Origin of the sequence: Pseudomonas sp. 8 R 14 (assembly GCF_900005955.1) — a bacterium.
GTDB lineage: Bacteria > Pseudomonadota > Gammaproteobacteria > Pseudomonadales > Pseudomonadaceae > Aquipseudomonas > Aquipseudomonas marginalis.
In genome coordinates this window covers 1-25,000 of the sequence record NZ_CVTH01000039.1, presented here as the reverse complement: position 1 = coordinate 25,000, position 25,000 = coordinate 1, and the positions used below count along the sequence as shown (strand labels likewise).

The window sequence follows — 25,000 nt, the reverse complement described above, 5'->3', positions numbered from 1 at the left end:
CTAAGGCCGCAACTCGGCGGCAAAGTCGTAGCGGCGCAGTTCTGCGACGAAGTCGTAGTAGTCGTTGCGGCAGTAGGTGTCGGTGATTTCGATCGGCGTGTTGTCGGCGGTGTAGCCCACGCGAGTCATCAACAGCATGGCGGTGCCGGGGGCGATGCCCACCAGTCTGGCGAATTCGTCCGAGGCGTTGATCGCCTGGATGTGTTGCAGGGCGCGCACGATGGGCTTGCCGATGCTTTCGAGGTATTCGTACAACGAATTGCCGATGGCTTGCGGCTGCGGGAGTACCGAGGCGGGCATGGCCGTCATCTCGATGGCCATTACCGTGTCATCGGCTTTACGCAGGCGTTTGAGGCGCGCCACCTTGTCGGTGGGCGACAGGCACAGGCGGATCAGCTCTTCGTGGGTCGGCGGCGTGATCTCGCGCTCCAGCCATTGGGAGCTGGGCACAAAGCCCTTGAGGCGCAACATCTCGCTGAACCCCGACAGGCGTGACAGCGGCTGTTCCAGGCGTGGCGTGATAAAGGTGCCGGAACCCTGGCTGCGGCGGATCAGGCCTTGGGCGAACAACACTTCCAGCGCTTTACGGGCGGTCACCCGCGAAATGCTCAGCTGTTCGCTGAGGGCGCGCTCCGAGGGCAGGGCCTGTTCGGATTTCCACTGGCCGGCATGGATCGCCGCTTCCAGGTTGCGGGCCAATTGCAGGTACAGCGGCGTGGATTGTTTGTCGTCGGGACGCAGCGTCAGGATGGGGTTCATCTATGAGGTTTCCGATGCGGTTATTGGAGTGTTGTCGCCCGGTATTGGCCGGAAGCTAATACCACTTAAATACCATGTCAATGCTGCCAAAACGGTGCGAGTACCGGTTTCAGGGCGCCTTAATGGTGCCCGGTATCAAGTGGTATTAGAGAGGTCTTTATCGCGCGCAGAAGTGCGCAGCCCGCGCGGTGAACTGGTATTCACCGGCAGGCGTGGGAGGGGGAGGGAAATATTTTTAATTAAATTACGAACGGTCGAAGATTTACGGGCGGATCTCGATCAGCGTGCCGTCCTTGACCAGGTTCCAGACTTCGCGCATGTCGACGTTGCGCATGCCGATGCAGCCGTCGGTCCAGTCCAGGGTGTGGAACCACTGCTCCGGGTACTCTTCGGTGTCGGGCGTGCCGTGGATCATGATCATGCTGCCGGGCTTCACCCCTTCGCGGCGGGCGCGGGCGGCATCGCTGATATTCGGGTAGGAGATGTGCATGGACAGGTAGTAGCGGTCGCTGGTCTTGCGCCAGTCGATCCAGTACAGGCCTTCCGGGGTGCGGCGGTCGCCCTCGATCAGCTTGTGGCCCTTGGGGTTTTTGCCCAGGGAAATCCGATAGGTCTTGAGGGGCTTGCCGTCGTTGATCAACTGCAATTGGTGGGCGGACTTGAGCACCAGGACTTTTTCGACCGTCTTGCCGCCCAGGGTTTCCACGGTAGAGGCCGGCGAAAGCGTGGCGAACGACAGGCAGATCAGAGCAAGCAACCAACGCATTAAAACGGTATCCCTGTGGCGACGAGCTGCCGAATGGTTATTGGGCGGGCTTTGAAGAAAGAGGTGGCACGGCTTCGCTGCGCACCGGGAAGGACTGCTGGCGGCGGTCGGCGAAAAAGTATTCTAGGGTACGCCCGACCGTGCGGAAAGCCAGCTCGGACCAAGGGATGTCCGCCTCGTCGAACAGCTGCACTTCGAGGCTTTCGGGGCCGGCGGCGAAGTCCAGGTCGACCAGTTCGGCGCGGTAGAAGATATGCACCTGGCTGATATGCGGCACGTCGATCAGCGTATAGATCGCCAGGTTGCGCACGCGGGCGCAGGCTTCCTCCAGGGTTTCGCGCGTGGCGGCCTGTTCGACGGTCTCGCCGTTTTCCATAAAACCGGCGGGCAGGGTCCAGTAACCCAGGCGCGGCTCGATGGCACGACGGCACAGCAGCACTTTATCGCCCCACACTGGCACGGTACCGGCGACGATATTGGGGTTCTGATAGTGGATGGTGGAGCAGTGATCACACACAAAACGCAGGCGCCCGTCGCCTTCGGGAATGCGTTGGGTCACCGGTTTACCGCACTGGCTACAGAAATTCATGCTGGGGTTCCTGGAAAGTGCGCCTATCTTGGCGTGGCGGGCGGGGGCCTGCAAGTTGTCGTTTAGCGACACCTGCCGGGTTTTGGGGTTGGGCACCCGCACGCTTTGGTGCATGATGCAAGGTAGCCAACAGACCGAGATGACTCATGCTGGACGAGCTACTTCGCCGGGTAAGCAATCACACCCCCCACACGCTGGAAACCGACGGGCGTTTCCCCGAGGCCGCGGTGCTGGTGCCGATTACCCGCAGTGACGAACCTGAGCTGATCCTGACCCTGCGCGCCAGCGGCCTGTCGACCCATGGTGGCGAAGTGGCCTTTCCCGGCGGGCGCCGCGACCCCGAAGACCCGGACCTGATCTTCACCGCCCTGCGTGAAGCCGAAGAAGAAATCGGCCTGCCCCCCGGCCTGGTGGAAATCATCGGCCCACTGAGCCCGCTGATCTCCCTGCACGGCATCCGGGTCACGCCCTATGTGGGGGTGATCCCCGACTACGTCGAGTATCTGGCCAACGATGCTGAAATCGCTGCCGTCTTCAGCGTTCCCCTGGACTTTTTCCGACAGGATCCACGCGAACATACCCACCGAATCGATTACCAGGGTCGCAGTTGGTACGTGCCCAGTTATCGCTTCGGCGAATACAAGATCTGGGGCCTGACGGCAATCATGATCGTCGAGTTGATCAATCTGCTTTATGACGACGCCCAGATAAGCCTGCACCAGCCGCCCAAGAGCTTCATCAATACCTAAGCCGTCGTTTGAACGGCCAGCCGTGAGGGAACAGCATGAAATACCGCCTGGGCGATGCCCGCGTCGAGACCCATCCACACAGCTGGGTGGCGCCGAATGCCACGCTGGTGGGCAAGGTCAAGCTGGAGGAGGGCGCCAACGTCTGGTTCAACGCGGTGCTGCGTGGCGACAACGAGCTGATCCTGATCGGCAAGAACAGCAACGTCCAGGACGGCAGCGTGATGCACACCGATATGGGCTACCCGCTGACCCTGGGCACCGGCGTGACCATCGGCCATAACGCCATGCTGCATGGCTGCACGGTCGACGATTACAGCCTGATCGGTATCAACGCGGTGATCCTCAACGGCGCCAAGATCGGCAAGCACTGCATCATCGGCGCCAACGCGTTGATCGGCGAAGGCAAGGAAATTCCCGATGGCTCCCTGGTGATGGGCTCGCCGGGCAAAGTCGTGCGTGAGTTGACCGACGCACAGAAGCGGATGCTGGAAGCCAGCGCCGCGCACTATGTGCATAACGCCCAGCGTTACGCGCGGGACCTGGTTGAGCAGGAAGAATGAACCCGATTGAACGCCCCGTCGCCTCGCCGTGCGTGAGCATTTGTGCGCTGGACGATGACGATATCTGCACCGGCTGCCAGCGCACCGTGGATGAGATTACGCGTTGGAGCCGCATGGACAACGCCGAGCGCCGGGTGGTGTTGGGGTTGTGCCATGAGCGGGCGGTGGCGAGTGGGTTGGTGTTTATGGTTTCTGGGAAATCCGGTGCCTGATAGACCGCCATCGGGGCAAGCCCCCTCCCACACTTGACCGCGTTTGATCTGTAAGAATGCGGTCAACATGTGGGAGGGGGCTTGCCCCCGATGAGGCCCTCCCGGACGACATATTTCAAAATGTGAAGTACCCTGTGCCCCTTGTTCACAGGTCCCTCGCCCCATGCTCTTCCTGATCGCCTACATCAGCAGCGTCGTGCTGATCAACTTCGCCTTCTCCACTGCCCCGCACCTGGACGTCATCTGGTCGGCCTGGGGCGGCCTGGTGTTTATTCTGCGCGACATGGTGCAAACCCGCTTCGGCCACGGGGCGATCATCGCCATGCTGGCGGCGCTGGTGTTGTCGTATATCACTTCGGACCCGTCCATCGCCCTGGCCAGCGCCACGGCATTCGCGGTGTCGGAATGCATTGACTGGCTGGTGTTCAGCATCACCAAGCGCCCGCTCCACGACCGCCTGTGGATAAGTTCGGCGCTCAGCATTCCCCTTGATACCTTTATCTTCTTCGGCCTGATCGGTGCGCTCACCCCTGCCGTGGTGGGCACCGCCTTGGCGTCGAAGTTCGCCGGGGTCACGGCGGTGTGGCTGATCATGGCCTGGCGCATCCGCAAGCGGGCCGTCGCCAACTGAGGCCAATTTTTACAGTTCATGTAAAATGCCGGCCTTTCTCCCCATGATCCGCTCCCCTGAGGACCTGAGATGACCCGAATCGGAACTCCATTGTCGCCAACCGCGACCCGCGTTTTGCTGTGTGGCTGCGGTGAGCTGGGCAAGGAAGTGGTGATTGAACTGCAACGCCTGGGCGTTGAAGTGATTGCCGTGGATCGCTACGCCAATGCGCCGGCCATGCAGGTTGCCCATCGCAGCCATGTGATCAACATGCTCGACGGCGCCGCCCTGCGTGCGGTGATCGAAGCGGAAAAACCGCACTTCATCGTGCCGGAAATCGAAGCCATCGCCACCGCGACGCTGGTTGAGCTGGAAGCCGAAGGCTTCACCGTGATCCCGACTGCGCGCGCCACGTCGCTGACCATGAACCGTGAAGGCATCCGTCGCCTGGCCGCCGAAGAACTGGACCTGCCGACCTCGCCGTACCATTTCGCCGACACCTTCGAGGACTACAGCAAGGCCGTCCAGGACCTGGGTTTCCCCTGCGTGGTCAAGCCGGTGATGAGTTCGTCGGGCAAGGGCCAGAGCCTGCTGCGCAGCGCTGACGACGTGCGCAAAGCCTGGGATTACGCCCAGGAAGGCGGACGTGCAGGCAAGGGCCGAGTGATCATCGAAGGTTTTATCGACTTCGACTACGAAATCACCCTGCTGACCGTGCGCCACATCGGCGGCACCACCTTCTGCGCGCCGGTCGGCCACCGTCAGGAGAAAGGCGACTATCAGGAATCCTGGCAGCCACAGGCCATGAGCCCGGTTGCGCTGGCAGAGTCCGAGCGCGTCGCCAAAGCCGTGACCGAAGCCTTGGGTGGCCGTGGTCTGTTTGGCGTGGAACTGTTCATCAAGGGTGATCAGGTGTGGTTCAGCGAAGTGTCGCCACGCCCGCACGACACGGGTTTGGTGACGTTGATTTCCCAGGACCTGTCGCAGTTTGCCCTGCATGCGCGTGCCATCCTGGGCTTGCCAATCCCGTTGATCCGTCAGTTCGGGCCTTCGGCGTCGGCGGTGATTCTGGTGGAAGGGCAGTCGACCCAGACCGCGTTTGCCAACCTCGGCGCTGCACTGAGCGAGCCGGACACGGCGTTGCGTCTGTTTGGTAAGCCAGAAGTGAATGGCCAGCGCCGCATGGGCGTGGCGTTGGCGCGGGATGAATCGATTGAAGCGGCTCGGGCCAAGGCGACCCGTGCTTCCCAGGCGGTTGTGGTAGAGCTTTAAAGCATCGGGAGCAAGCCCCCTTCCACATTTTGATCGCATTGTTCCAGTAGAAATGCGGTCAAAATGTGGGAGGGGGCTTGCTCCCGATAGCTGTTTATCAGACGACCTTGTTCAAATCGTTATCCCGCGTCTCTTTCAGGCACAGCACAGCAATCAAGCTGAGCAACGCTGCCGCCGACACATACCCACCGACATAACTCAGCCCACCCATCGCCACCAGCTTGGTCGCGAAGAACGGTGCAGCCGAAGCGCCCACAATCCCACCCAGGTTATACGCTGCCGAAGCACCGGTATAACGCACGCGGGTCGGGAACAGTTCCGGCAGCATGGCGCCCATCGGCGCGAAGGTTACGCCCATCAGGAACAGCTCCAGCGCCAGGAACAATGCCACGGCCCAGGTCGAACCGTGGGTCAGCAGGGGCTCCATGGTGAAGCCGGACAGGATCGCCAGGATTGCGCCGACGATCAGCACCGGCCTGCGTCCGTAGCGATCACTGGCCAAGGCGGCCAAAGGCGTGGCAAGGCCCATGAACAATACGGCAAAGCACAGCAGCCCAAGGAATGTCTCGCGGCTGTAGCCCAAGGTCGACACGCCGTAGCTCAGGGAAAACGCAGTGGTGATGTAAAACAGCGCGTAGCACACCACCATCGACGCGGCGCCCAGCAGCACCGGCAGCCAATGCTGGCTGAATAACTCCACCAGCGGCACTTTCACCGGCTTTTCCTTGGCCACGGCGTTGGCGAACACCGGAGTTTCGTGCAGTTTCAAGCGTGCATACAGGCCGACCATCACCAGCGCCGCGCTGAGGATGAACGGAATACGCCAGCCCCAACTGCGGAACTGCTCGTCGTTGAGGCTCATGGCCAGGATCAGGAACAGGCCGTTGGCGGCCAGGAACCCGATGGAGGGGCCCAGTTGCGGAAACATGCCGAACCAGGCGCGTTTGCCTTTGGGCGCGTTCTCGGTGGCCAGCAAGGCGGCGCCGCCCCATTCCCCGCCCAACCCAAGGCCCTGGCCGAAACGCAGCACGCACAACAGGATCGGCGCCCAGGCCCCGATGCTGTCATAGCCGGGCAGCAAACCGATCAGCGTGGTGCACACGCCCATTAGCAGCAACGAGGCCACCAGCGTGGATTTTCGGCCGATACGGTCGCCAAAGTGGCCAAACAATGCCGAGCCCAGCGGACGCGCGATAAAGGCGATGCCAAAGGTCAGGAATGACGCCAGCATCTGCGCAGTGCCGGAGGTCTGCGGGAAGAACACCGGGCCGATCACCAGGGCTGCGGCGGTGGCGTAAATATAGAAGTCGTAGAACTCGATGGCGGTGCCGACGATGCTCGCGGTGGCGACTCGTGCAGTCGAGTTGGTCGGGGCGGCGGTCGCAGCCTCGTTATAGGTGGTGCTCATTGAGTTATCCCTGACAGTCGTTGCGCGTTTGGACGCGGATTATTATTGGGTCGAACCCCCTTGGATCAGGGTAGTGCGCGGGGCGGCTCGGGATGGGAGCGAACACCGGTCAGACACGATGCAGCGGAGCCTGGACGCGCGGAGTGCGGGTAGCACGCGGTCGGGCGGGGCTTGGGTAAGCCGCAGGGATTATAGGAAGGGGTGTGTGGATCCAACAAGGGGCTGACACGCTGCAAATCCAAATGTGGGAGGGGGCTTGCTCCCGATGGCAGTGGGTCAGTCCCCGAATGCAGCGAATGGCACACCGCTATCGGGAGCAAGCCCCCTCCCACATTGGATTTTGGTTTGTCAGGAGAGCTACGCGGCGACAGGCACTCGGCTGGTGTGCCAGATCAGCACTTTCGCTACGCGGTTGTCTTCGGTCTCGAGGATTTCCAGGCGATAGCGCCCGATCTTCAGGCACACCGCGCAATCCGGAATGGTTTCCAGCGCTTCGGTCACCAGGCCGTTGAGGGTCTTTGGGCCGTCGCTGGGCAGGTGCCAGCCCAGGCTCTTGTTCAGTTCGCGGATCGAGGCGGCGCCATCAATGATGTAGCGGCCGTCGGTCTGGGCTTCGATGTGCGGGTTGTCGGTGCTTTGCTCACTTTCGAATTCACCGACGATTTCTTCGAGGATGTCTTCCAGGGTGACGATGCCCAGCACTTCGCCGTACTCATCCACGACCATGCCCAGGCGCCGCTGCTGTTTGTGGAAGTTCAGCAGTTGCAGTTGCAGTGGGGTGCTTTCCGGGACGAAGTAGGGTTCGTGGCAGGCGGCGAGCAATGCGTCCTTGGTCAGGCTGGCATCGGGCAGCAGGTGCTGGACCTGGCGGGTATTGAGCACGGCCTGGACCTGGTTGATATCACTGTGGAACACCGGCAGGCGGGTGCGCGGGGAGGTGCGCAGTTGTTCGATGATGTCTTCAATCGAGTCGTCGAGGTTGATGCCGTCCACTTCACTGCGTGGCACCAGGATGTCATTGACCGTGATGTTGTCCAGCGCGTGGATGCCAGGCATGCCGGGGGTGCGGTCGGCGTCGGCATCAGGCTCGGGTTCGTCATCGTGGTCGGGTAGCGGTTCATCGCTCTTTTTAACCACCCCGGATTTGCGCGCAAACGGGCGCAATAACAGCAGGCTGATGCCGTTGAGCAGCCAGGCCAGGGGATAGAGGATTTTCAGCGGTACGCCCAGCAGCGTATTGCCAAAGCCCAGGATCGCTTGCGGATAACGGGTGGCCAGGGCGCGCGGCAGGTAGTCGGCCAGCACCAGCAGGAGTGCACAGGACATCAGCCAGCCGAGCCAAGGGCCGTTCTGTGCCCAAGCATAGATCGCCAGCAGGGTGCAGAGAATCACCACGGCGGCGCGACACAGGCTGTTGCACAGGATCAGGCTGTGACGCGGGAAATTCAGGCGGGCGGCCGCTTTGTCTCCCTGGCGAGTGCCGGGGCGCAGGGCCAGCAGGTGCTGTTGTGCGGCTTCGATGGCGGTAAACAGCCCGGCCCATAACACCAGCAAGGCGATTACCGCGAGCATCGGCCCCAGGGGCAAGTTGTCCATGATTGCTGCCCGTCAGATATGCAGGATGTATTCGCGAACCAGCTTGCTGCCGAAATAGGCCAGCATCAGCAGGCAGAAACCGGCCAGGGTCCAGCGGATCGCTTTATGCCCGCGCCAGCCGAGGCGGTTGCGGCCCCACAGCAGCACGCTGAACACGATCCAGGCCAGGCAGGCCAGCAGGGTCTTGTGCACCAGGTGCTGGGCAAACAGGTTTTCGACGAACAGCCAGCCGGAGATCAGCGACAGCGAAAGCAGGGTCCAGCCGGCCCACAGGAAACCGAACAGCAGGCTTTCCATTGTTTGCAGCGGTGGGAAGTTCTTGATCAGGCCGGAAGGGTGCTTGTGCTTGAGTTGGTGGTCCTGCAACAGCAGGAGCAGGGCCTGGAACACCGCGATGGTGAACATGCCATAGGCCAGGATCGACAACAGGATATGCGCGAGGATGCCGGGCTCTTCGTCAATCACCTGTACGGTGCCGGTGGGGGCGAACTGCGCCAGCAGCACCGTCAGCACGCCCAGGGGAAAGAGCAGGACCAGCAGGTTCTCGACGGGGATCCGGTAGCAGGCCAGCAATGTCAGCGCGATGACTGCTGCAGCGATCAGGCTGGCGGCGCTGAAAAAGTCCAGGCCCAGGCCCACCGGGGTCATCAGGTGGGTGAACAGGCTCGCGGCGTGGGCCAGCAGGGCGAGGACGCCCAGGCCGACCAGCAGGCGTTTGTCCGCCTTGGTGCCTTGGGCAAGACGAGTGCCCTGATAGAGGGTCGCAGCGGCATAAAGGAGTGCGGCGGCGAGGCTGGGTAGCAAACTGGGTGACAAGGGGACCATAAATCCTGATAGACAAGCCCGAAAGGCGCTGAGTTTGGCATACACCTGCGTTCCACGAAAGACTCCCGGACCAGACAGCGGGTGTGCATGGACGCAGTCTTCGCTATAATCCGCGACCTGCCCACGCCGCAGGCTCGCCGAGCGCTGTGTTTAATAGCGATTTACCACAGCCTGGGCTGCCATTACCTCGGTCTACCAATGCATTTCGATGATTAGGGCCTGAAAGGATCGCGCATGTTTGAAAACCTGACTGACCGTCTCTCGCAGACGCTGCGCCATGTAACCGGCAAGGCCAAGCTGACCGAGGACAATATTAAAGACACCCTGCGCGAAGTGCGCATGGCGTTGCTGGAAGCCGACGTGGCCTTGCCAGTGGTGAAGGACTTCGTCAACTCGGTCAAAGAGCGCGCAGTGGGCACTGAAGTGTCCCGCAGCCTGACGCCGGGCCAGGCCTTTGTGAAGATCGTCCAGGCCGAACTCGAAAGCCTGATGGGTGCGGCCAACGAAGATTTGAACCTCAGTGCCGTGCCACCGGCCGTCGTGTTGATGGCCGGCCTGCAAGGTGCGGGCAAGACCACCACCGCCGGCAAGCTGGCGCGCTTCCTTAAAGAGCGCAAGAAGAAGTCCGTGATGGTGGTATCGGCCGACGTGTACCGTCCGGCGGCCATCAAGCAGCTGGAAATGCTCGCGGGCGAAGTGGGCGTGACCTTCTTCCCGTCCGACCTGAGCCAGAAGCCGGTCGACATCGCCAACGCCGCTATTAAAGAAGCAAGGCTCAAGTTCATCGACGTGGTCATCGTCGATACCGCCGGTCGCCTGCACATCGATGAAGAGATGATGGGCGAGATCAAGGCGCTGCATGCCGCGATCAACCCGGTCGAGACGCTGTTCGTGGTCGACGCCATGACCGGCCAGGATGCGGCCAATACCGCCAAGGCCTTCGGCGATGCGCTGCCGCTGACCGGCGTGATCCTCACCAAGGTCGACGGCGACGCCCGTGGCGGTGCCGCGCTGTCGGTGCGTGCCATCACCGGCAAGCCGATCAAGTTCATCGGTATGGGCGAGAAGAGCGAAGCGCTCGAACCGTTCCACCCTGAGCGTATCGCCTCGCGTATCCTCGGCATGGGCGACGTGCTCAGCCTGATCGAACAGGCTGAAGCGACGCTCGACAAGGACAAAGCCGATAAGCTTGCTAAAAAGTTGAAGAAGGGCAAGGGCTTCGACCTCGAAGACTTCCGCGACCAACTGCAACAAATGAAGAGCATGGGCGGCCTTGGCGGCCTGATGGACAAGCTGCCGAACATCGGCGGTGTGAACCTGGCGCAAATGGGCAATGCCCAGGGCGCGGCAGAGAAGCAGTTCAAGCAGATGGAAGCCATCATCAACTCCATGACCCCGGCCGAGCGCCGCGACCCTGAGCTGATCAGCGGTTCGCGCAAGCGTCGGATCGCCATGGGTTCCGGCACCCAGGTGCAGGACATCGGTCGCTTGATCAAGCAGCACAAGCAGATGCAGAAGATGATGAAGAAATTCTCCGCCAAGGGCGGAATGGCCAAGATGATGCGCGGCATGGGCGGTATGTTGCCCGGCGGCGGCATGCCGAAAATGTAAAGTATTCGAGCGGGAGTTCACTCCTGCTCCGACCCACAGGGATGTGGGATCTCCAGCAAACCCGCCGTTGGCGGGGGCTGACCTGCCGTTTTAACCGACGGCTCTCTAGCAGATCTGAATGGCCCGCTGATAGGCGCCAGAAAAAGACATTTGCAAAAGTCCGGATATTCCTTAGAATATGCGGCCTTTCGGGCACCTATGCCCGCTGTGCATTTAGATTTGCAGCACCGACTACAGGAACGATGTTCACATGCTAACAATCCGTCTTGCCCTTGGCGGCTCCAAAAAGCGCCCGTTTTACCACTTGACCGTAACTGACAGCCGCAACCCACGTGACGGCTCTCACAAGGAACAAGTAGGTTTCTTCAACCCGATCGCTCGTGGTCAAGAAGTCCGCCTGTCCGTGAACCAAGAGCGCGTAGCCTACTGGCTGAGCGTTGGTGCACAACCGTCTGAGCGTGTTGCCAAGTTGTTGAAGGACTCGGCTAAGGCCGCAGCCTGAGCAATATGAACGCGACGCCAGCTGTTGCTGATGATTTGATCGTTATCGGCAAGATTTATTCTGTTCATGGCGTTCGCGGCGAAGTGAAGGTGTATTCCTTTACTGATCCGACTGAAAACCTGTTGCAGTACAAGACCTGGACGCTCAAGCGCGAAGGTAGTGTGAAACAGGTCGAGCTGGTCAGTGGGCGCGGGAGCGATAAGTTCCTGGTCGCAAAGCTCAAGGGTCTTGATGACCGTGAAGAAGCTCGTCTTCTGGCCGGTTATGAGATCTGCGTGCCGCGCAACCTGTTCCCTGAATTGACCGACGGCGAGTACTACTGGTACCAGCTGGAAGGTCTGAAGGTCATCGATCAACTCGGGCAATTGTTCGGGAAAATCGATCATCTTCTGGAAACCGGCGCCAATGATGTAATGGTGGTCAAGCCTTGCGCTGGCAGCCTGGATGATCGCGAACGCCTGTTGCCCTATACCGAGCAATGCGTGTTGGCTGTCGACCTGGCCGCAGGCGAGATGAAGGTGGAATGGGACGCGGACTTCTAAGCGTGGCTAATTTGCGCATTGAAGTGATCAGTTTGTTTCCCGAGATGTTCTCCGCCATCAGCGAGTACGGCATCACCAGTCGGGCGGTGAAACAGGGGCTGTTGCAGCTTACCTGTTGGAACCCGCGAGACTACACGACGGATCGACATCACACTGTGGACGATCGCCCATTTGGCGGTGGCCCGGGCATGGTGATGAAGATCAAGCCCCTGGAAGACGCGTTGGCTCAGGCCAAGGCAGCCGCCGGGGAGAAGGCGAAGGTTATTTACCTGTCCCCTCAAGGCCGCCAGCTGAAACAGGCTGGGGTCCGCGAACTGGCGAATGAGGAAGCACTGATCCTGATTGCCGGTCGCTATGAAGGCATTGACGAGCGTTTTATTGATGCTCATGTCGATGAAGAGTGGTCGATTGGGGACTATGTCCTGTCTGGCGGCGAGCTGCCGGCGATGGTCCTGATAGATGCGGTTACACGACTGCTGCCTGGAGCTTTAGGGCATGCGGACTCCGCGGAGGAAGACTCCTTCACGGACGGTTTGCTGGATTGCCCGCACTACACCCGACCGGAGGTGTATGCGGATCAGCGTGTTCCCGACGTATTGCTAAGTGGCAATCACGCACACATCCGGCGTTGGCGTTTACAGCAGTCCCTTGGTCGGACCTATGAACGACGCGCCGATCTTCTGGAAAGCCGCTCGCTTTCTGGAGAAGAGAAGAAGCTGCTCGAGGAATACATCCTCGCGCGGGACGATAGTTAACAACGTATCGATGGTAGGTCCATTGACTTACCTTAGGAGCACAGCATGACTAACAAAATCATCCTTGCACTCGAAGCAGAGCAGATGACCAAAGAGATCCCTACCTTTGCCCCGGGCGACACTATTGTCGTCCAGGTGAAAGTGAAGGAAGGCGACCGTTCGCGTCTGCAAGCGTTCGAAGGCGTGGTAATCGCCAAGCGTAACCGTGGTGTGAACAGTGCTTTCACTGTTCGTAAAATCTCCAACGGTGTTGGCGTAGAGCGTACTTTCCAGACCTACAGCCCGCAAATCGACAGCATGGCCGTCAAGCGTCGCGGTGACGTACGTAAAGCCAAGCTGTACTACCTGCGTGACCTGTCCGGTAAAGCAGCTCGCATCAAGGAAAAACTGGCTTAAGTCCAGCTTCCCGATGCAGAAAAAAGCAGCCTACGGGCTGCTTTTTTGTGCCCGCGATTTGAGGTCCGGGATAGGATCTACCTGATTCCGCCATTTTTCTGTTCGAGTCCCTATGCCCGCCATCGACCACCCCCTGATCGACCGTTTCCTCGATGCCCTATGGCTGGAAAAAGGCCTGTCAGATAACACCCGCCAGGCCTACCGCAGCGACCTGGCGCTGTTCAACGGCTGGCTGCAGGAGAAACACCTGGAACTGATCAATGCCGGCCGCGAGCTGATCCTCGATCACCTGGCCTGGCGTCTGGAGCAGAACTACAAACCCCGTTCCACTGCACGATTTCTCTCCGGTGTGCGTGGCTTTTATCGCTATTTGCTCAGGGAGAAACTGATTACCCTCGATCCGACCCTGCAAATCGATATGCCGCAACTGGGCAGGCCCTTGCCCAAATCCCTGTCGGAAGCCGACGTCGATGCCTTGCTCGCTGCGCCCGACCTCAGCGAAGCCATCGGCCAGCGTGACCGCGCCATGCTGGAAGTGTTGTATGCCTGTGGCCTGCGGGTCACGGAGCTGATCAGCCTGACTCTGGAGCAAGTCAATCTGCGCCAGGGGGTGCTGCGGGTAATGGGCAAGGGCAGCAAGGAGCGGCTGGTGCCGATGGGGGAGGAAGCGATTGTGTGGGTCGAGCGCTACATGCGCGATGCCCGTAGCGAGCTGCTTGGCGGGCGGCCCAGCGATGTGCTGTTTCCCAGCCAACGCGGCGAACAGATGACCCGCCAGACGTTCTGGCATCGCATCAAACACCAGGCCAAGGTCGCGGGGATCGGCAAGAGCCTGTCGCCCCACACTTTGCGCCATGCATTCGCCACCCATTTGCTCAACCACGGTGCGGATTTGCGCGTGGTGCAAATGCTGCTCGGGCACAGCGACTTATCCACCACCCAGATTTACACCCACGTGGCGCGTGCGCGATTGCAGGATATGCACGCCAAGCACCACCCGCGAGGCTGAAAACCGCCAATTTATCCCGCCACGGGCTGCCCTGCGGCCCAACTGTGGTAGGCTTTGCCGGTTAGCAAAGGGGACGGCCCGCACCCGTGTTTGCGTATCGGCGTACCTGCACCCGTCCCTGCATCTGCCTTCAGGAGTTTCCATGCGCTTGACCCAGATTATTGCCGCCGCAGCCATTGCGTTGGTTTCCACCTTTGCCGTCGCCGATGACGCTGCCGAGCAGACCATCCGCAAGAGCCTGGCCAACCTGCAGCTCGACACCCCGATCGAAAGCATCAGCGCCAGCCCGATGGCCGGCCTGTATGAAGTCAAGCTCAAGGGCAGCCGCGTGCTGTACGCCAGTGCAGACGGTCAGTACATCGTCCAGGGCTACCTGTTCCAGCTCAAGGACGGCAAGCCGGTCAACCTCACCGAGAAAGCCGAGCGCCTGGGCGTGTCCAAGCTGATCAACGGCATTCCAGTGGCTGAAACCGTGGTTTACCCGGCCATCGGCGAGACCAAGACCCATATCACCGTGTTTACCGACACCACCTGCCCGTACTGCCATAAGTTGCACGCCGAAGTGCCTGCGCTGAACAAGCTCGGCGTGGAAGTGCGCTACGTAGCGTTCCCGCGCCAGGGCCTGGGTTCGCCGGGCGACGAGCAGCTGCAAGCCGTATGGTGCTCGGCCGACAAGAAGGCGGCCATGGACAAGATGGTTGATGGCAAGGAAATCAAGGCGGCCAAATGTGCCAACCCGGTTTCCAAGCAGTTCGCCCTGGGCCAGTCCATCGGCGTAAACGGCACACCGGCCATCGTTTTAGCTGACGGCCAGGTGATTCCGGGCTACCAGCCGGCACCACAAGTTGCCAAACTGGCGCTGAGTGCCAAATAAACCAGCATTGTCGAACCTTTGACGATGCTGGCCCGTGGATAAGTCGGCGGGCCATTAATTGAAAGCCGCAGTTGTGCGGCTGTTTTTCACGGCCGACCTAGCGTCGGCCGTTTCATGGGGAGTTCTTCAGTGAAACCGGTCAAAGTAGGCATCTGTGGGTTAGGGACCGTCGGTGGCGGCACCTTCAACGTACTTCAGCGTAATGCTGAAGAAATTTCCCGCCGTGCAGGGCGTGGGATTGAAGTGGCGCAAATTGCCACGCGTTCGCCAAAGCCTCAGTTCCAAACGACCGGTATTGCGATTACCAACGATGTCTTCGCCGTGGCCACCAACCCTGAAATCGATATCGTCATCGAGCTGGTGGGCGGTTACACCGTGGCTCGCGAGCTGGTGCTCAAGGCGATCGAAAACGGCAAGCACGTGGTCACCGCCAACAAGGCGCTGATCGCCGTACACGGCAACGAGATCTTCGCCAAGGCCCGCGAGAAAGGCGTGATCGTGGCGTTCGAAGCCGCGGTTGCCGGCGGTATCCCCGTGATCAAGGCGATCCGTGAAGGCCTGTCCGCCAACCGCATTAACTGGGTGGCCGGCATCATCAACGGCACCGGTAACTTCATCCTCACCGAAATGCGCGAGAAGGGCCGTACCTTCGAAGACGTACTGACCGAAGCCCAGGCCCTGGGGTATGCCGAAGCCGACCCGACATTCGACGTGGAAGGCATCGACGCGGCGCACAAGCTGACCATCCTGGCGTCCATCGCCTTTGGTATCCCGCTGCAGTTCGACAAGGCCTACACCGAAGGCATCACCCAGTTGACCACTGCCGACGTGAACTACGCCGAAGCCCTGGGCTACCGCATCAAGCACCTCGGTGTCGCGCGCAGCACCCCGGCGGGTATCGAGTTGCGTGTGCACCCGACGCTGATCCCGGCCGACCGCTTGATCGCCAACGTCAATGGGGTGATGAACGCCGTGATGGTCAACGGTGATGCCGCTGGTTCCACGCTGTTCTACGGCGCCGGTGCCGGCATGGAGCCGACCGCTTCGTCGGTGATCGCCGACCTCGTGGACGTGGTGCGCGCCATGACCAGCGACCCGGAAAACCGCGTGCCGCACCTGGCCTTCCAGCCGGATTCGCTGTCGGCCCACCCGATCCTGCCGATCGAGGCATGCGAAAGCGCCTACTACCTGCGCATCCAGGCCAAGGATCACCCGGGCGTGTTGGCCCAGGTGGCCAGCATCCTGTCGGAGCGCGGTATCAACATCGAGTCGATCATGCAGAAGGAAGTCGAGGAGCAGAACGGCCAGGTGCCGATGATCCTGCTGACCCACCGGGTGCTCGAGCAGCACATCAACGATGCCATCCAGTCCCTGGAAGCTCTCCAGGGTGTGGTTGGGCCGGTAGTACGGATTCGCGTCGAACATTTGAATTAATCCAGCTGCAAGCTATTGGCTGCAAGCTGCAAGTAAAAGCCGATCAGCTTTAACTTGCCGCTTGTAGCTTGAAGCTTGAAGCTCAAACCAAAGGTTTGCTTTTATGCGCTACATCAGCACCCGCGGCCAGGCACCGGCCCTGAATTTCGAAGACGTCTTGCTGGCAGGCCTTGCCACTGACGGCGGCCTGTACGTGCCGGAAAACCTGCCACGCTTTACCCAGGAAGAAATGGCTTCGTGGGCCGGCCTGCCGTACCACGAGCTGGCGTTCCGGGTGATGCGCCCGTTCGTCACCGGCAGCATCCCCGATGCGGATTTCAAAAAGATTCTGGAAGAGACCTACGGCGTGTTTTCCCACAGCGCCATCGCGCCTCTGCGCCAGCTCAACGGCAACGAATGGGTGCTCGAGCTGTTCCATGGCCCGACCCTGGCGTTCAAGGACTTCGCCCTGCAACTGCTGGGTCGCCTGCTGGACTACGTGCTGGAGAAGCGCGGCGAGCGCGTGGTGATCATCGGCGCCACCTCGGGTGATACCGGTTCGGCCGCCATCGAAGGCTGCAAGCACTGCGAAAACGTCGACATCTTCATCCTGCACCCGCACAAGCGTGTCTCGGAAGTACAGCGCCGCCAGATGACCACCATCTTCGGCGAGAACATCCATAACATCGCCATCGAAGGCAACTTCGACGACTGCCAGGAAATGGTCAAGAACAGCTTCGCCGACCAGGGCTTCCTCAAAGGCACACGCCTGGTGGCGGTGAACTCGATCAACTGGGCGCGGATCATGGCCCAGATCGTCTACTACTTCCACGCCTCGCTGCAGTTGGGTGGCCCGGCGCGCTCGGTGTCGTTCTCGGTGCCGACCGGCAATTTCGGCGACATCTTCGCCGGCTACCTGGCCCGTAACATGGGCCTGCCGGTCAACCAGTTGATCGTCGCCACCAACCGTAACGACATCCTGCACCGCTTCATGAGCGGCAACCAATACGTCAAGGAAACCCTGCACGCCACCTTGTCGCCGTCCATGGACATCATGGTGTCGTCGAACTTCGAACGCCTGCTGTTCGACATGCACGGTCGCAACGGCGCAGCCATCGCCGGCTTGATGGACACCTTCAAGAGCGGCGGCGGTTTCAGCGTTGATGAAGAGCGCTGGACCGAAACCCGCAAGCTGTTCGACTCCCTGGCCGTGGACGACGCGCAGACCTGTGAAACCATCGCCGAGGTCTACGCCCAGACCGGCGAGCTGCTCGACCCGCACACCGCCATTGGGGTGAAGGCCGCCCGCGAATGCCGTCGTAGCCTGGATATCCCGATGGTGATCCTAGGCACCGCCCATCCAGTGAAATTCCCGGAAGCGGTGGAGAAGGCGGGTGTCGGCAAGGCGCTGGAACTGCCGGTGCACCTGACAGACCTGTTCGAGCGTGAAGAGCGTTGCACGGTGCTGCCGAATGACTTGAAGGCGATGCAGGCGTTTGTCAGCCAGCATGGCAATCGTGGCAAGCCTTTGTAAGGCAGGTCACCAAGACAAAAACGCCGCTTTCCCTTCCTTGGGTCAGCGGCGTTTTTTGTTTCTGGCAGGCCCGACAGCGTGCCGTTTACAAGAGCAACTTAATCGCTACTCCAGTAATCGAAGCAATCGTTGCGACCACGGCCATTGCTACGCCCATGGGGTACCAGAAAGTTTCACAGTTTATTTTCAGGGATTCCGATCTGAGCTTGTCTTGCTCAGCCTGCATGCGTGATATTTCTGCGTAAATGCGCCTTACATCGGCATGCATTTTCTCCATCGTCGCCAGTCGCTCATCGTTTTCCACCATCGCATTCCTCCTTCGCAATAAGGGCCTTTGGCATACGCTTTACCCACGTGGCACTGTGATCAGCGCTCATCGAGTATAGGATTCACCCATGGCCTGCGCGGCAGGGGAAGCCCAAAACAGCAGCCCATTGCGTAAGCATTTATGTGCCGCCGTTTTTTGCCTGTCATGTTGCAAGCGCATGCTGGAAACGTCATCCCCCGACAACCCCGCATAAACGAAAAAGCGAACTTTCCTACGTCACAACCAGTCACTTAGGATAGATGCAGCTCCCGTTTACAAGAATGTTTGCGAACTATTGAGTGGTGATCGAGATGGAAAGTATCAGCCTATTGCTCGAAGAGGCACTGAGCCCTTATCAGGTGACGTTGACCACCGCAGGTGTGCAGGAAGAGTGCCTGGTAACCGTGAAGAACCCCGCCGGTGCGATCATGGTCGAGCGTGAAGTCGACCGGGCGCAATTGCTCGATAAGCGCCTATTGGTGGATGTGGTGGATTGCCTGCTGCGTGATCTCAAGATCGCTGAAGGACGCCTGGAACCCTCGGTCATCGCGGCCTTGCGCAACGCCGCCCAGACCCGCAGCGCTGCCGTTGCATGAAGAATTGTTTATAGATGGAAACTTCCCACGTCATGGCCGGTCAGATTTCGTAACAGCAAGAGCAAACATTGTGCTCCGGTGTTTGTGCCTTGTTGTACTGGTCTTTGTAGGCCACGTTTAACCCCGAAGTGTCTCCCCACTCTTCGGGGTTTCTTTTTGCCTGGGATTTGTCACGGCGCCGGCGAGTCCTGGAAAAAGCTCGGGTTGTCTCGCAGGTAATGTTCACGCATGACAGGGTCCAGCCAGGCGGCATAGGACTGTTGTACTTGTGCCAGCGGGAGGCTGGGCAGAACCCGGTTGATCCGTTCCATGGCTTCGCGCCCCTCAGGTGTATCCGAGCAGCCGATATGCGTGCGCTGGTAAGGCGCTGTGCCCTTGATGGGGTAGAAGCTGAGGTCGTCGGCTGCGATCCCCTGTTGCATCGCGTGGTAGCGGATTTCCGGCCAATAGCCCAGCACTGCCTCCAGCCGGCCCAGGCGCTGCATCTGCAGCAAGCTGCCAAGGGCATCGTTGCCGTAGTGCAGTGCCAGTTTGTGTGTGTCGGCCTGTTTCAGTCGCTCATCGATAACGGCGCCGTAGCTGCGTTCCGCGATCGCGCCTACCCTTGCCTTAGGGGCGTCGAAGAAGGCCTGCAGGTCAAATTGGCCGTCTACGATAAACGCCGCCAGGGCGCCCTGCTGGCTGCGTCGGATCGTGATGCCATTACTGGCGACCACAAACGCCTGCCTGGAAAATACGATGTACCTGGCCCGCTCGGCCGTCCACAGCAAGGATGGATCGCAGGTGAGCGTGGGTTCGCGCAGCATCTGCATGCCGCGCGCGCGATTGACGTGCATTACCTGGTGGCGATATTCCGGCAAGTGTCCGATCAGTATCGGCAGCAACTGGTCCAGGGCACCCTGGCCTTTGCCTGGCCCTTCGAAGATGGTCAGCGGCGGCAAGTCGCGCAATAACCAGATCAACGTGCCCTCTGCGCTCGCCGGTACGGGCCAGCCGCCGGCCAGCATGGCGGCCAGGTACAGCGCAATGAGCCAGTGTTTGCAGCCGTGGGGCATCAGATTGCACCTTGCTCACGCAGGCGGACAATGGCAGCGGCGTCGTATCCCAGCTCGCCCAACACCACGCCGTTGTGTTCACCCAGTTGCGGCCCCACCCATTCGCAACTGCCCGGTGTGTCCGACAGCTTGGGCACGATGCCCGGCATCTTGAAGTCCTTGCCGCCGGGAAGCCGGGCCTTGAGGAACATCTCGCGCGCGAGGAATTGCGGGTCGCCCAGCATGTCCTCGGCGCTGTAGATACGGCTGGCGGGCACTTCAGCCTTGTTGAGTTGCTCCACCACCTGCTCCAGCGGCAGCGAGTTCACCCAGCGATCAATCACGCCATAGAGTTCATCGCGACGGCTATCGCGCCCGTCATTGCTGGCCAGTTGTGGATCGTTCGCCAGGTCTTCCCGGCCGATGGCACTCATGAAGCGTTTGAAGATGGCATCGCCGTTGGCACCGATCTGTACGTGCTTGCCGTCCGCGCTGGTGTGGATCGACGACGGCGTGATGCCGGGCATGATGTTGCCGGTACGTTCGCGAATAAACCCGAATACGTCGAACTCGGGGATCATGCTTTCCATCATGGCGAAGATGGCTTCATACAGCGCCACATCGACCACCTGGCCCACACCGCCGTTAACCTCGCGATGACGCAGCGCCATCAAGGCGCCGATGACCGCCCACAGCGCGGCGATGGAGTCACCAATGGAGATTCCGGTGCGCACCGGCGGGCGATCTTCGAAACCGGTGATATAGCGCAGCCCGCCCATGGACTCGCCCACTGCGCCAAACCCGGGCTGGTCTTTCATCGGCCCGGTCTGGCCAAAACCCGAGAGGCGCACCATCACCAGTTTCGGATTCAGCCCATGCAGGGTTTCCCAGCTCAGGCCAAGCTTCTCCAGTACGCCGGGACGGAAGTTTTCGATCAGGATGTCGGCGTCTGCCAGCAGTTGCTTGAGAATCGCCAGCCCGTCCGGGTGCTTGAGGTTCAACGTCAGGGACTTTTTGTTGCGCGCCTGCACAAACCACCATAACGAGGTGCCTTCATACAGCTTGCGCCATTTGCGCAACGGGTCGCCGCCGTCCGGGGATTCGACCTTGACCACCTCGGCACCGAATTCAGCACAAATGCGTGAGGCGAAGGGCCCGGCGATCAGGGTGCCGAGTTCGATGACTTTCAGGCCGGCAAGCGGTTTGGCATTAAACGACATGGGGATCCTTGTCTGCGCAGAACGGTGATGTGAAGCCTTTTAACATAGGCGAGCAGGCCAGGGATAAGGATGATGCAGCGCAGGATTCGTTGAATGGCCTCGCCATCGGTTAGACTGGCCGCCTTTCCCTGTCTCTAGAAGCCCGTTCATGGCCCAGCCGTCCACGACCTACAAATTCGAACTCAACCTCACCGACCTCGACCGTTCGGTGTACGAGAGCGTCAAGCAGACCATCGCTCGCCACCCCTCGGAAACTGAAGAACGCATGACCGTGCGTCTGCTGGCCTACGCCCTTTTTTACAACGAACAGTTGGCGTTCGGTCGTGGCCTGTCAGATGTAGACGAGCCAGCCCTGTGGGAAAAAAGCCTGGATGATCGGGTTTTGCATTGGATCGAAGTCGGCCAGCCGGATGCCGACCGCCTGACCTGGTGCTCGCGCCGCACCGAGCGCACCAGCCTGCTGGCATACGGCAGCTTGCGCGTTTGGGAGGGCAAAGTGGTGCCGGTGGCGAACAACCTGAAGAATGTACACATCGCAGCAGTGCCCCAGGAGATTCTGGAGGTCCTGGCCAAGGACATGCCCCGCGTGATCAAGTGGGACGTGATGATCAGTGAAGGCACGATCTTCGTCACCGACGACCGTGGCCAGCACGAAGTGCAACTGCAATGGCTGGTCGGCGAACGCGGTTGAATTGGAGCTGCAAGCTACAAGCTACAAGCTTGAAGCTTGCAGCTTGCAGCTAATATCCCCCTACAGAGAACTCCCCAACGTCCCATGCGTATCGATCCCCGCCCGTTGCCCGCCGTCTTGCCCTTCCTGGGTGAATTGCCACCGCTATTGACCCGTCTCTACGCCGCTCGTGGCGTGCAGTCCGAGGCCGAGCTGGACAAGAGCCTGGCGCGGTTGATTCCCTATCAGCAGCTCAAGGGCATCGACGCGGCGGTGGACTTGCTGGTGACGGCATTGGAGCAGCGCCAGCGCATCCTCATCGTCGGTGACTTCGACGCCGATGGTGCCACCGCCAGCACCGTAGGTACCCTGGGCCTGCGTTTGCTCGGTGCGGCCCATGTCGATTACCTGGTGCCCAACCGCTTCGAATACGGCTATGGGCTGACCCCGGAAATCGTCGCTGTGGCCCTGCAGCGCGAGCCGCAGTTGCTGATCACCGTGGACAATGGCATCTCCAGTGTCGAAGGCGTGGCGGCGGCGAAAGCGGCGGGGTTGCAGGTATTGGTGACCGATCACCACTTGCCTGGTGATGAGCTGCCGGCGGCGGATGCCATCGTCAACCCGAACCAGCCGGGCTGTGAGTTCCCGAGCAAGGCCCTGGCCGGCGTGGGCGTGATCTTCTACGTACTGATGGCCCTGCGCGCGCGTTTGCGCAGTTTGGGCTGGTATGAAAACAAGCCTCAACCCAACATTGGCGAGCTGCTCGACCTGGTCGCCCTGGGCAGCGTCGCCGACGTGGTTCCCCTGGACGCCAATAATCGCATCCTCGTGCATCAGGGCCTGGAGCGTATTCGTGCCGGTCGCGCACGGCCGGGGATCAAGGCGATCCTCGAAGTGGCCAAGCGGGATGCAGCGCGCATCACCTCCACCGACCTCGGCTTTATCCTCGGGCCACGCTTGAACGCCGCCGGGCGCCTGGACGATATGAGCCTGGGCATCGAATGCCTGCTCACCACGGATTTCGCCGCGGCACGGGAAATGGCCGCACAACTGGACGGCATGAACCAGGACCGCAAATCCATCGAGCAGGGCATGCAGCGCGAAGCCCTGGCTCAGCTCAAGGACTTGCCGGTGGACTCAATGCCCTACGGCTTGTGCCTGTTTGATCCGGACTGGCACCAAGGTGTGATCGGCATTCTTGCGTCGCGCATGAAGGAGCGGTACTTCCGCCCCACCATTGCCTTCGCCGATGCAGGCGATGGGCTGCTCAAGGGCTCAGGGCGCTCTGTGCAAGGCTTCCACATCCGCGATGCCCTGGCGGTGGTCGCGAGCCAGCACCCCAACCTGATCAGCAAATATGGCGGCCACGCCATGGCGGCGGGGTTGACCTTGCCCGAGGAAAACTTCCCACTGTTTGCCGAGGCCTTTGACGCCGAAGTGCGTCGGCAGCTGCGCGAAGAAGACCTCACCGGGCGCCTGCTGTCCGATGGCACCCTGGCGGTGGAAGAGTTTCACCTGGAACTGGCGCGCGCATTGCGCCACGCCGGGCCGTGGGGGCAGCACTTTCCCGAGCCGTTGTTCCATGGCGTGTTCCAACTGGTCGAGCAGCGGGTAGTAGGGGAGCGGCACCTGAAAGTGGTGCTCAAGAGCGAATGCGGGTCGGTGAAGCTCGATGGCATTGCCTTCGGCGTCGACCGGGAAGTCTGGCCGAACCCGACCGTGCGTTGGGTGGAGTTGGCCTACAAGCTGGATGTGAACGAGTTTCGTGGCAATGAAACCGTGCAATTGATGATCGCGCATATCGAACCGCGTTAAATCTCACTGACACCACAAACAACTGTGGGAGGGGGCTTGCCCCGATAGCGGTGTTTCAGTCAGCTTACCTCTAGCTGACCCACCGTCATCGGGGTGTAGAACCGTAGACATCGTTTACATCTGAAACCGGGGACATCGTTTACACATTTGAGGCCTGGACGCGGGTCATACCTCGTCCAAGCCTCCCCAAGGGATAATCACACAGGTACAAATCCCAAGCTTCATCTTCAGCTTCTTTGAGCCCTATCCTTTCCCCGGACAGCGCCTCGCTGATAAATACCAACTTGCCGTTCCACTTGATCGATCCGTCCTGCCTGACGCTTCGAACTTTCATTTCTGCCGGATATTCCACATCGGGCAAGCATCCTGGATAAATTCGGGTGGACGGCACATACAAGTCTCCCGGACGTTTCATGCCGAGCGCTTCGTGAGGGCGTACGTAATTAAACTCATGCCTGAAATGCTCCAGCAAAAGCTGCTGCTCGACTAAGTTTTTCCCTAAGGGCAACTCAAGTTTCAAGCTACGGTGCATTCGTTCATGGCGACCATTCTGGGCGGGTCTTCCCGGCATGGTTCGCTCGGGATAAATACCCAGCCGAATCCACCAAACTGCCAGTGTGGATATTCTTGCCAGGCCAGGAGAGGCGAACGGTACCCCGTTGTCCGAACGGATAACTTCCGGCATGCCGTACTCCTGAAAAAGCCTCTCAAAGGCCTGTTTTACAGGCTGGGTCATGATCTTGGGATGGGCCCTGCACGCTAAAATCAGCCGCGACGCATGGTCTGTGACGGTCAAAGGGAAGCACATCTGAGCATTAAGCATCTTGAACTGCCCTTTGTAGTCAGCACACCACGTCTTGTTAGGTTCGTCGGCCTTTCGCATTTGTGCGTGGGAAATGCTGTGTCGGCGTTTGAAGCGCCGCTTTTTGACGAGCCCAAGTCGGTCAAGCCATTGACCGGCCGTACTTGGAGAGGGCCAGGTGACGGAGGGATCTTCCAGCCGTAATAGCTCGAGAAGCTTTTTCGGCCCCCATTTATCGTGAGCCTCCTTCATCGCGACTACACGGGCCAAAATCTCGTCGTCGGTTTTATTTGGGCTGTTGTGAGGTCGCCGGGACAGTTCGGATAAAGACCTCAAATCGCCGTCGTGCCGGGCAATCCACTTATCGACGGTAGGTCGGCTAACGTCAAAGCGGCGTGCCAACTGGCTTTTGGTGAAGTTGCCAGAAAGCCAATCAGCTACCAGCTTGATTCTTTGATTCATGGGGGACTCTTGGTTCCAGGGCATGATCAGTTACCTCCTGATCATGCGTATTAGCCTGTAAACCATGTCCCCGGTTAGAAATGTAAACGATGTCCCCGGTTTGTACCGGGGC

General features: G+C 60.2%; 27 protein-coding genes. 17 read left to right on the top strand and 10 right to left on the bottom strand.

What is annotated here, in order from left to right; all coding sequences use genetic code 11:
* The 3 genes from BFQ01_RS07730 to BFQ01_RS07720 all read right to left on the bottom strand — a co-directional run bounded on the left by BFQ01_RS07730 (window position 1) and on the right by BFQ01_RS07720 (window position 2,114).
* Entirely contained in the window at window positions 1–759 is a 759-nt protein-coding gene (locus BFQ01_RS07730) for a GntR family transcriptional regulator (RefSeq protein WP_065924841.1), read from the bottom strand.
* 262 nt (window positions 760–1,021) lie between these two features.
* Window positions 1,022–1,525, bottom strand: a complete 504-nt coding sequence (locus tag BFQ01_RS07725) for a L,D-transpeptidase family protein (protein WP_027605448.1) — start codon at window positions 1,523–1,525, stop codon at window positions 1,022–1,024.
* 37 nt (window positions 1,526–1,562) lie between these two features.
* Window positions 1,563–2,114 (bottom strand): NUDIX hydrolase, encoded by a 552-nt coding sequence (locus tag BFQ01_RS07720; protein WP_065924840.1) that lies wholly within the window; start codon window positions 2,112–2,114, stop codon window positions 1,563–1,565.
* Between the two features lie 146 nt (window positions 2,115–2,260).
* Between BFQ01_RS07720 and BFQ01_RS07715 the strand changes: the two genes are divergently transcribed.
* The 5 genes from BFQ01_RS07715 (at window position 2,261) to purT (ending at window position 5,517) form a co-directional block, all read left to right on the top strand.
* Complete coding sequence (locus tag BFQ01_RS07715) at window positions 2,261–2,863, top strand: CoA pyrophosphatase (protein ID WP_065924839.1); 603 nt, start codon at window positions 2,261–2,263, stop codon at window positions 2,861–2,863.
* Window positions 2,864–2,898: 35 nt separating this feature from the next.
* Window positions 2,899–3,423: a gamma carbonic anhydrase family protein gene (locus BFQ01_RS07710; protein ID WP_065924838.1), complete on the top strand. Its 525-nt coding sequence runs from the start codon at window positions 2,899–2,901 to the stop codon at window positions 3,421–3,423.
* Complete coding sequence (locus BFQ01_RS07705; RefSeq protein ID WP_065924837.1) at window positions 3,420–3,635, top strand: DUF1289 domain-containing protein; 216 nt, start codon at window positions 3,420–3,422, stop codon at window positions 3,633–3,635. Before BFQ01_RS07710 ends, BFQ01_RS07705 begins: the two co-directional genes overlap by 4 nt.
* Before the next feature lie 163 nt (window positions 3,636–3,798).
* Window positions 3,799–4,266, top strand: a complete 468-nt coding sequence (locus BFQ01_RS07700) for a VUT family protein (protein WP_065924836.1) — start codon at window positions 3,799–3,801, stop codon at window positions 4,264–4,266.
* A 69-nt stretch (window positions 4,267–4,335) separates the two neighbouring features.
* Complete coding sequence (purT, locus tag BFQ01_RS07695; protein ID WP_065924835.1) at window positions 4,336–5,517, top strand: formate-dependent phosphoribosylglycinamide formyltransferase; 1,182 nt, start codon at window positions 4,336–4,338, stop codon at window positions 5,515–5,517.
* A gap of 97 nt (window positions 5,518–5,614) precedes the next feature.
* Here purT and BFQ01_RS07690 read toward each other — a convergent pair whose 3' ends face one another.
* From BFQ01_RS07690 to BFQ01_RS07680, 3 genes are all read right to left on the bottom strand, one after another.
* The gene (locus BFQ01_RS07690) at window positions 5,615–6,925 is read right to left on the bottom strand and encodes an MFS transporter (protein WP_065924834.1); all 1,311 of its coding nucleotides are present in this window, start codon (window positions 6,923–6,925) and stop codon (window positions 5,615–5,617) included.
* Window positions 6,926–7,282: 357 nt separating this feature from the next.
* A complete protein-coding gene (locus BFQ01_RS07685; RefSeq protein WP_065924833.1) occupies window positions 7,283–8,521 on the bottom strand; it encodes a transporter associated domain-containing protein in 1,239 nt (412 codons plus the stop codon).
* Window positions 8,522–8,533: 12 nt separating this feature from the next.
* Complete coding sequence (locus BFQ01_RS07680) at window positions 8,534–9,346, bottom strand: cytochrome C assembly family protein (protein ID WP_065924832.1); 813 nt, start codon at window positions 9,344–9,346, stop codon at window positions 8,534–8,536.
* Between the two features lie 234 nt (window positions 9,347–9,580).
* Here BFQ01_RS07680 and ffh point away from each other — a divergent pair, with 234 nt between their 5' ends.
* The 9 genes from ffh to thrC all read left to right on the top strand — a co-directional run bounded on the left by ffh (window position 9,581) and on the right by thrC (window position 17,982).
* Window positions 9,581–10,957: a signal recognition particle protein gene (ffh, locus tag BFQ01_RS07675; protein WP_065924831.1), complete on the top strand. Its 1,377-nt coding sequence runs from the start codon at window positions 9,581–9,583 to the stop codon at window positions 10,955–10,957.
* A 250-nt stretch (window positions 10,958–11,207) separates the two neighbouring features.
* A complete protein-coding gene (rpsP, locus tag BFQ01_RS07670) occupies window positions 11,208–11,459 on the top strand; it encodes a 30S ribosomal protein S16 (protein WP_003238923.1) in 252 nt (83 codons plus the stop codon).
* A 5-nt stretch (window positions 11,460–11,464) separates the two neighbouring features.
* Window positions 11,465–12,001, top strand: coding sequence for a ribosome maturation factor RimM (gene rimM, locus BFQ01_RS07665; protein ID WP_053135622.1), 537 nt, complete (start codon window positions 11,465–11,467; stop codon window positions 11,999–12,001).
* Window positions 11,983–12,756, top strand: a complete 774-nt coding sequence (gene trmD, locus BFQ01_RS07660) for a tRNA (guanosine(37)-N1)-methyltransferase TrmD (RefSeq protein ID WP_172681501.1) — start codon at window positions 11,983–11,985, stop codon at window positions 12,754–12,756. Before rimM ends, trmD begins: the two co-directional genes overlap by 19 nt.
* Window positions 12,757–12,801: 45 nt before the next feature.
* The gene (gene rplS, locus BFQ01_RS07655; RefSeq protein ID WP_003175895.1) at window positions 12,802–13,152 is read left to right on the top strand and encodes a 50S ribosomal protein L19; all 351 of its coding nucleotides are present in this window, start codon (window positions 12,802–12,804) and stop codon (window positions 13,150–13,152) included.
* A 112-nt stretch (window positions 13,153–13,264) separates the two neighbouring features.
* The gene (gene xerD / locus BFQ01_RS07650; RefSeq protein ID WP_065924830.1) at window positions 13,265–14,161 is read left to right on the top strand and encodes a site-specific tyrosine recombinase XerD; all 897 of its coding nucleotides are present in this window, start codon (window positions 13,265–13,267) and stop codon (window positions 14,159–14,161) included.
* Window positions 14,162–14,303: 142 nt separating this feature from the next.
* Entirely contained in the window at window positions 14,304–15,035 is a 732-nt protein-coding gene (locus BFQ01_RS07645; protein ID WP_003175893.1) for a thioredoxin fold domain-containing protein, read from the top strand.
* A 129-nt stretch (window positions 15,036–15,164) separates the two neighbouring features.
* Window positions 15,165–16,469, top strand: coding sequence for a homoserine dehydrogenase (locus BFQ01_RS07640; protein WP_065924829.1), 1,305 nt, complete (start codon window positions 15,165–15,167; stop codon window positions 16,467–16,469).
* A 103-nt stretch (window positions 16,470–16,572) separates the two neighbouring features.
* Complete coding sequence (gene thrC, locus BFQ01_RS07635) at window positions 16,573–17,982, top strand: threonine synthase (protein WP_065924828.1); 1,410 nt, start codon at window positions 16,573–16,575, stop codon at window positions 17,980–17,982.
* 85 nt (window positions 17,983–18,067) lie between these two features.
* Here thrC and BFQ01_RS07630 read toward each other — a convergent pair whose 3' ends face one another.
* The gene (locus BFQ01_RS07630) at window positions 18,068–18,289 is read right to left on the bottom strand and encodes a hypothetical protein (RefSeq protein WP_027605463.1); all 222 of its coding nucleotides are present in this window, start codon (window positions 18,287–18,289) and stop codon (window positions 18,068–18,070) included.
* Between the two features lie 311 nt (window positions 18,290–18,600).
* Between BFQ01_RS07630 and BFQ01_RS07625 the strand changes: the two genes are divergently transcribed.
* Window positions 18,601–18,885, top strand: a complete 285-nt coding sequence (locus BFQ01_RS07625; RefSeq protein WP_065924827.1) for a DUF3509 domain-containing protein — start codon at window positions 18,601–18,603, stop codon at window positions 18,883–18,885.
* A gap of 170 nt (window positions 18,886–19,055) precedes the next feature.
* On the opposite strand, the gene BFQ01_RS07620 is transcribed toward BFQ01_RS07625, so the two are convergent.
* Both BFQ01_RS07620 and BFQ01_RS07615 read right to left on the bottom strand, forming a co-directional pair.
* The gene (locus tag BFQ01_RS07620) at window positions 19,056–19,940 is read right to left on the bottom strand and encodes a TIGR02285 family protein (RefSeq protein ID WP_065924826.1); all 885 of its coding nucleotides are present in this window, start codon (window positions 19,938–19,940) and stop codon (window positions 19,056–19,058) included.
* Window positions 19,940–21,139 carry a CaiB/BaiF CoA transferase family protein gene (locus BFQ01_RS07615; RefSeq protein ID WP_027605466.1) on the bottom strand — a complete coding sequence of 400 codons (1,200 nt, stop codon included), beginning with the start codon at window positions 21,137–21,139 and terminating at the stop codon, window positions 19,940–19,942. The genes BFQ01_RS07620 and BFQ01_RS07615 overlap by 1 nt, the downstream gene beginning before the upstream one ends.
* A 148-nt stretch (window positions 21,140–21,287) precedes the next feature.
* Here BFQ01_RS07615 and BFQ01_RS07610 point away from each other — a divergent pair, with 148 nt between their 5' ends.
* Both BFQ01_RS07610 and recJ read left to right on the top strand, forming a co-directional pair.
* Window positions 21,288–21,830, top strand: coding sequence for a YaeQ family protein (locus BFQ01_RS07610; RefSeq protein ID WP_032890801.1), 543 nt, complete (start codon window positions 21,288–21,290; stop codon window positions 21,828–21,830).
* 84 nt (window positions 21,831–21,914) lie between these two features.
* Entirely contained in the window at window positions 21,915–23,624 is a 1,710-nt protein-coding gene (recJ, locus tag BFQ01_RS07605; protein ID WP_065924825.1) for a single-stranded-DNA-specific exonuclease RecJ, read from the top strand.
* 139 nt (window positions 23,625–23,763) lie between these two features.
* On the opposite strand, the gene BFQ01_RS07600 is transcribed toward recJ, so the two are convergent.
* Complete coding sequence (locus BFQ01_RS07600; RefSeq protein WP_249226998.1) at window positions 23,764–24,888, bottom strand: integrase core domain-containing protein; 1,125 nt, start codon at window positions 24,886–24,888, stop codon at window positions 23,764–23,766.
* Window positions 24,889–25,000: the final 112 nt, after the last annotated feature.

Excerpts from the sequence above, each read along its gene's own strand:
- BFQ01_RS07730 (WP_065924841.1), bottom strand. The coding sequence starts at position 759 with ATGAACCCCATCCTGACGCTGCGTCCCGACGACAAACAATCCACGCCG.
- BFQ01_RS07725 (WP_027605448.1), bottom strand. The coding sequence starts at position 1,525 with ATGCGTTGGTTGCTTGCTCTGATCTGCCTGTCGTTCGCCACGCTTTCG.
- BFQ01_RS07720 (WP_065924840.1), bottom strand. The coding sequence starts at position 2,114 with ATGAATTTCTGTAGCCAGTGCGGTAAACCGGTGACCCAACGCATTCCC.
- BFQ01_RS07715 (WP_065924839.1), top strand. The coding sequence starts at position 2,261 with ATGCTGGACGAGCTACTTCGCCGGGTAAGCAATCACACCCCCCACACG.
- BFQ01_RS07710 (WP_065924838.1), top strand. The coding sequence starts at position 2,899 with ATGAAATACCGCCTGGGCGATGCCCGCGTCGAGACCCATCCACACAGC.
- BFQ01_RS07705 (WP_065924837.1), top strand. The coding sequence starts at position 3,420 with ATGAACCCGATTGAACGCCCCGTCGCCTCGCCGTGCGTGAGCATTTGT.
- BFQ01_RS07700 (WP_065924836.1), top strand. The coding sequence starts at position 3,799 with ATGCTCTTCCTGATCGCCTACATCAGCAGCGTCGTGCTGATCAACTTC.
- purT (WP_065924835.1), top strand. The coding sequence starts at position 4,336 with ATGACCCGAATCGGAACTCCATTGTCGCCAACCGCGACCCGCGTTTTG.
- BFQ01_RS07690 (WP_065924834.1), bottom strand. The coding sequence starts at position 6,925 with ATGAGCACCACCTATAACGAGGCTGCGACCGCCGCCCCGACCAACTCG.
- BFQ01_RS07685 (WP_065924833.1), bottom strand. The coding sequence starts at position 8,521 with ATGGACAACTTGCCCCTGGGGCCGATGCTCGCGGTAATCGCCTTGCTG.
- BFQ01_RS07680 (WP_065924832.1), bottom strand. The coding sequence starts at position 9,346 with ATGGTCCCCTTGTCACCCAGTTTGCTACCCAGCCTCGCCGCCGCACTC.
- ffh (WP_065924831.1), top strand. The coding sequence starts at position 9,581 with ATGTTTGAAAACCTGACTGACCGTCTCTCGCAGACGCTGCGCCATGTA.
- rpsP (WP_003238923.1), top strand. The coding sequence starts at position 11,208 with ATGCTAACAATCCGTCTTGCCCTTGGCGGCTCCAAAAAGCGCCCGTTT.
- rimM (WP_053135622.1), top strand. The coding sequence starts at position 11,465 with ATGAACGCGACGCCAGCTGTTGCTGATGATTTGATCGTTATCGGCAAG.
- trmD (WP_172681501.1), top strand. The coding sequence starts at position 11,983 with ATGGGACGCGGACTTCTAAGCGTGGCTAATTTGCGCATTGAAGTGATC.
- rplS (WP_003175895.1), top strand. The coding sequence starts at position 12,802 with ATGACTAACAAAATCATCCTTGCACTCGAAGCAGAGCAGATGACCAAA.
- xerD (WP_065924830.1), top strand. The coding sequence starts at position 13,265 with ATGCCCGCCATCGACCACCCCCTGATCGACCGTTTCCTCGATGCCCTA.
- BFQ01_RS07645 (WP_003175893.1), top strand. The coding sequence starts at position 14,304 with ATGCGCTTGACCCAGATTATTGCCGCCGCAGCCATTGCGTTGGTTTCC.
- thrC (WP_065924828.1), top strand. The coding sequence starts at position 16,573 with ATGCGCTACATCAGCACCCGCGGCCAGGCACCGGCCCTGAATTTCGAA.
- BFQ01_RS07630 (WP_027605463.1), bottom strand. The coding sequence starts at position 18,289 with ATGGTGGAAAACGATGAGCGACTGGCGACGATGGAGAAAATGCATGCC.
- BFQ01_RS07625 (WP_065924827.1), top strand. The coding sequence starts at position 18,601 with ATGGAAAGTATCAGCCTATTGCTCGAAGAGGCACTGAGCCCTTATCAG.
- BFQ01_RS07620 (WP_065924826.1), bottom strand. The coding sequence starts at position 19,940 with ATGCCCCACGGCTGCAAACACTGGCTCATTGCGCTGTACCTGGCCGCC.
- BFQ01_RS07615 (WP_027605466.1), bottom strand. The coding sequence starts at position 21,139 with ATGTCGTTTAATGCCAAACCGCTTGCCGGCCTGAAAGTCATCGAACTC.
- BFQ01_RS07610 (WP_032890801.1), top strand. The coding sequence starts at position 21,288 with ATGGCCCAGCCGTCCACGACCTACAAATTCGAACTCAACCTCACCGAC.
- recJ (WP_065924825.1), top strand. The coding sequence starts at position 21,915 with ATGCGTATCGATCCCCGCCCGTTGCCCGCCGTCTTGCCCTTCCTGGGT.
- BFQ01_RS07600 (WP_249226998.1), bottom strand. The coding sequence starts at position 24,888 with ATGAATCAAAGAATCAAGCTGGTAGCTGATTGGCTTTCTGGCAACTTC.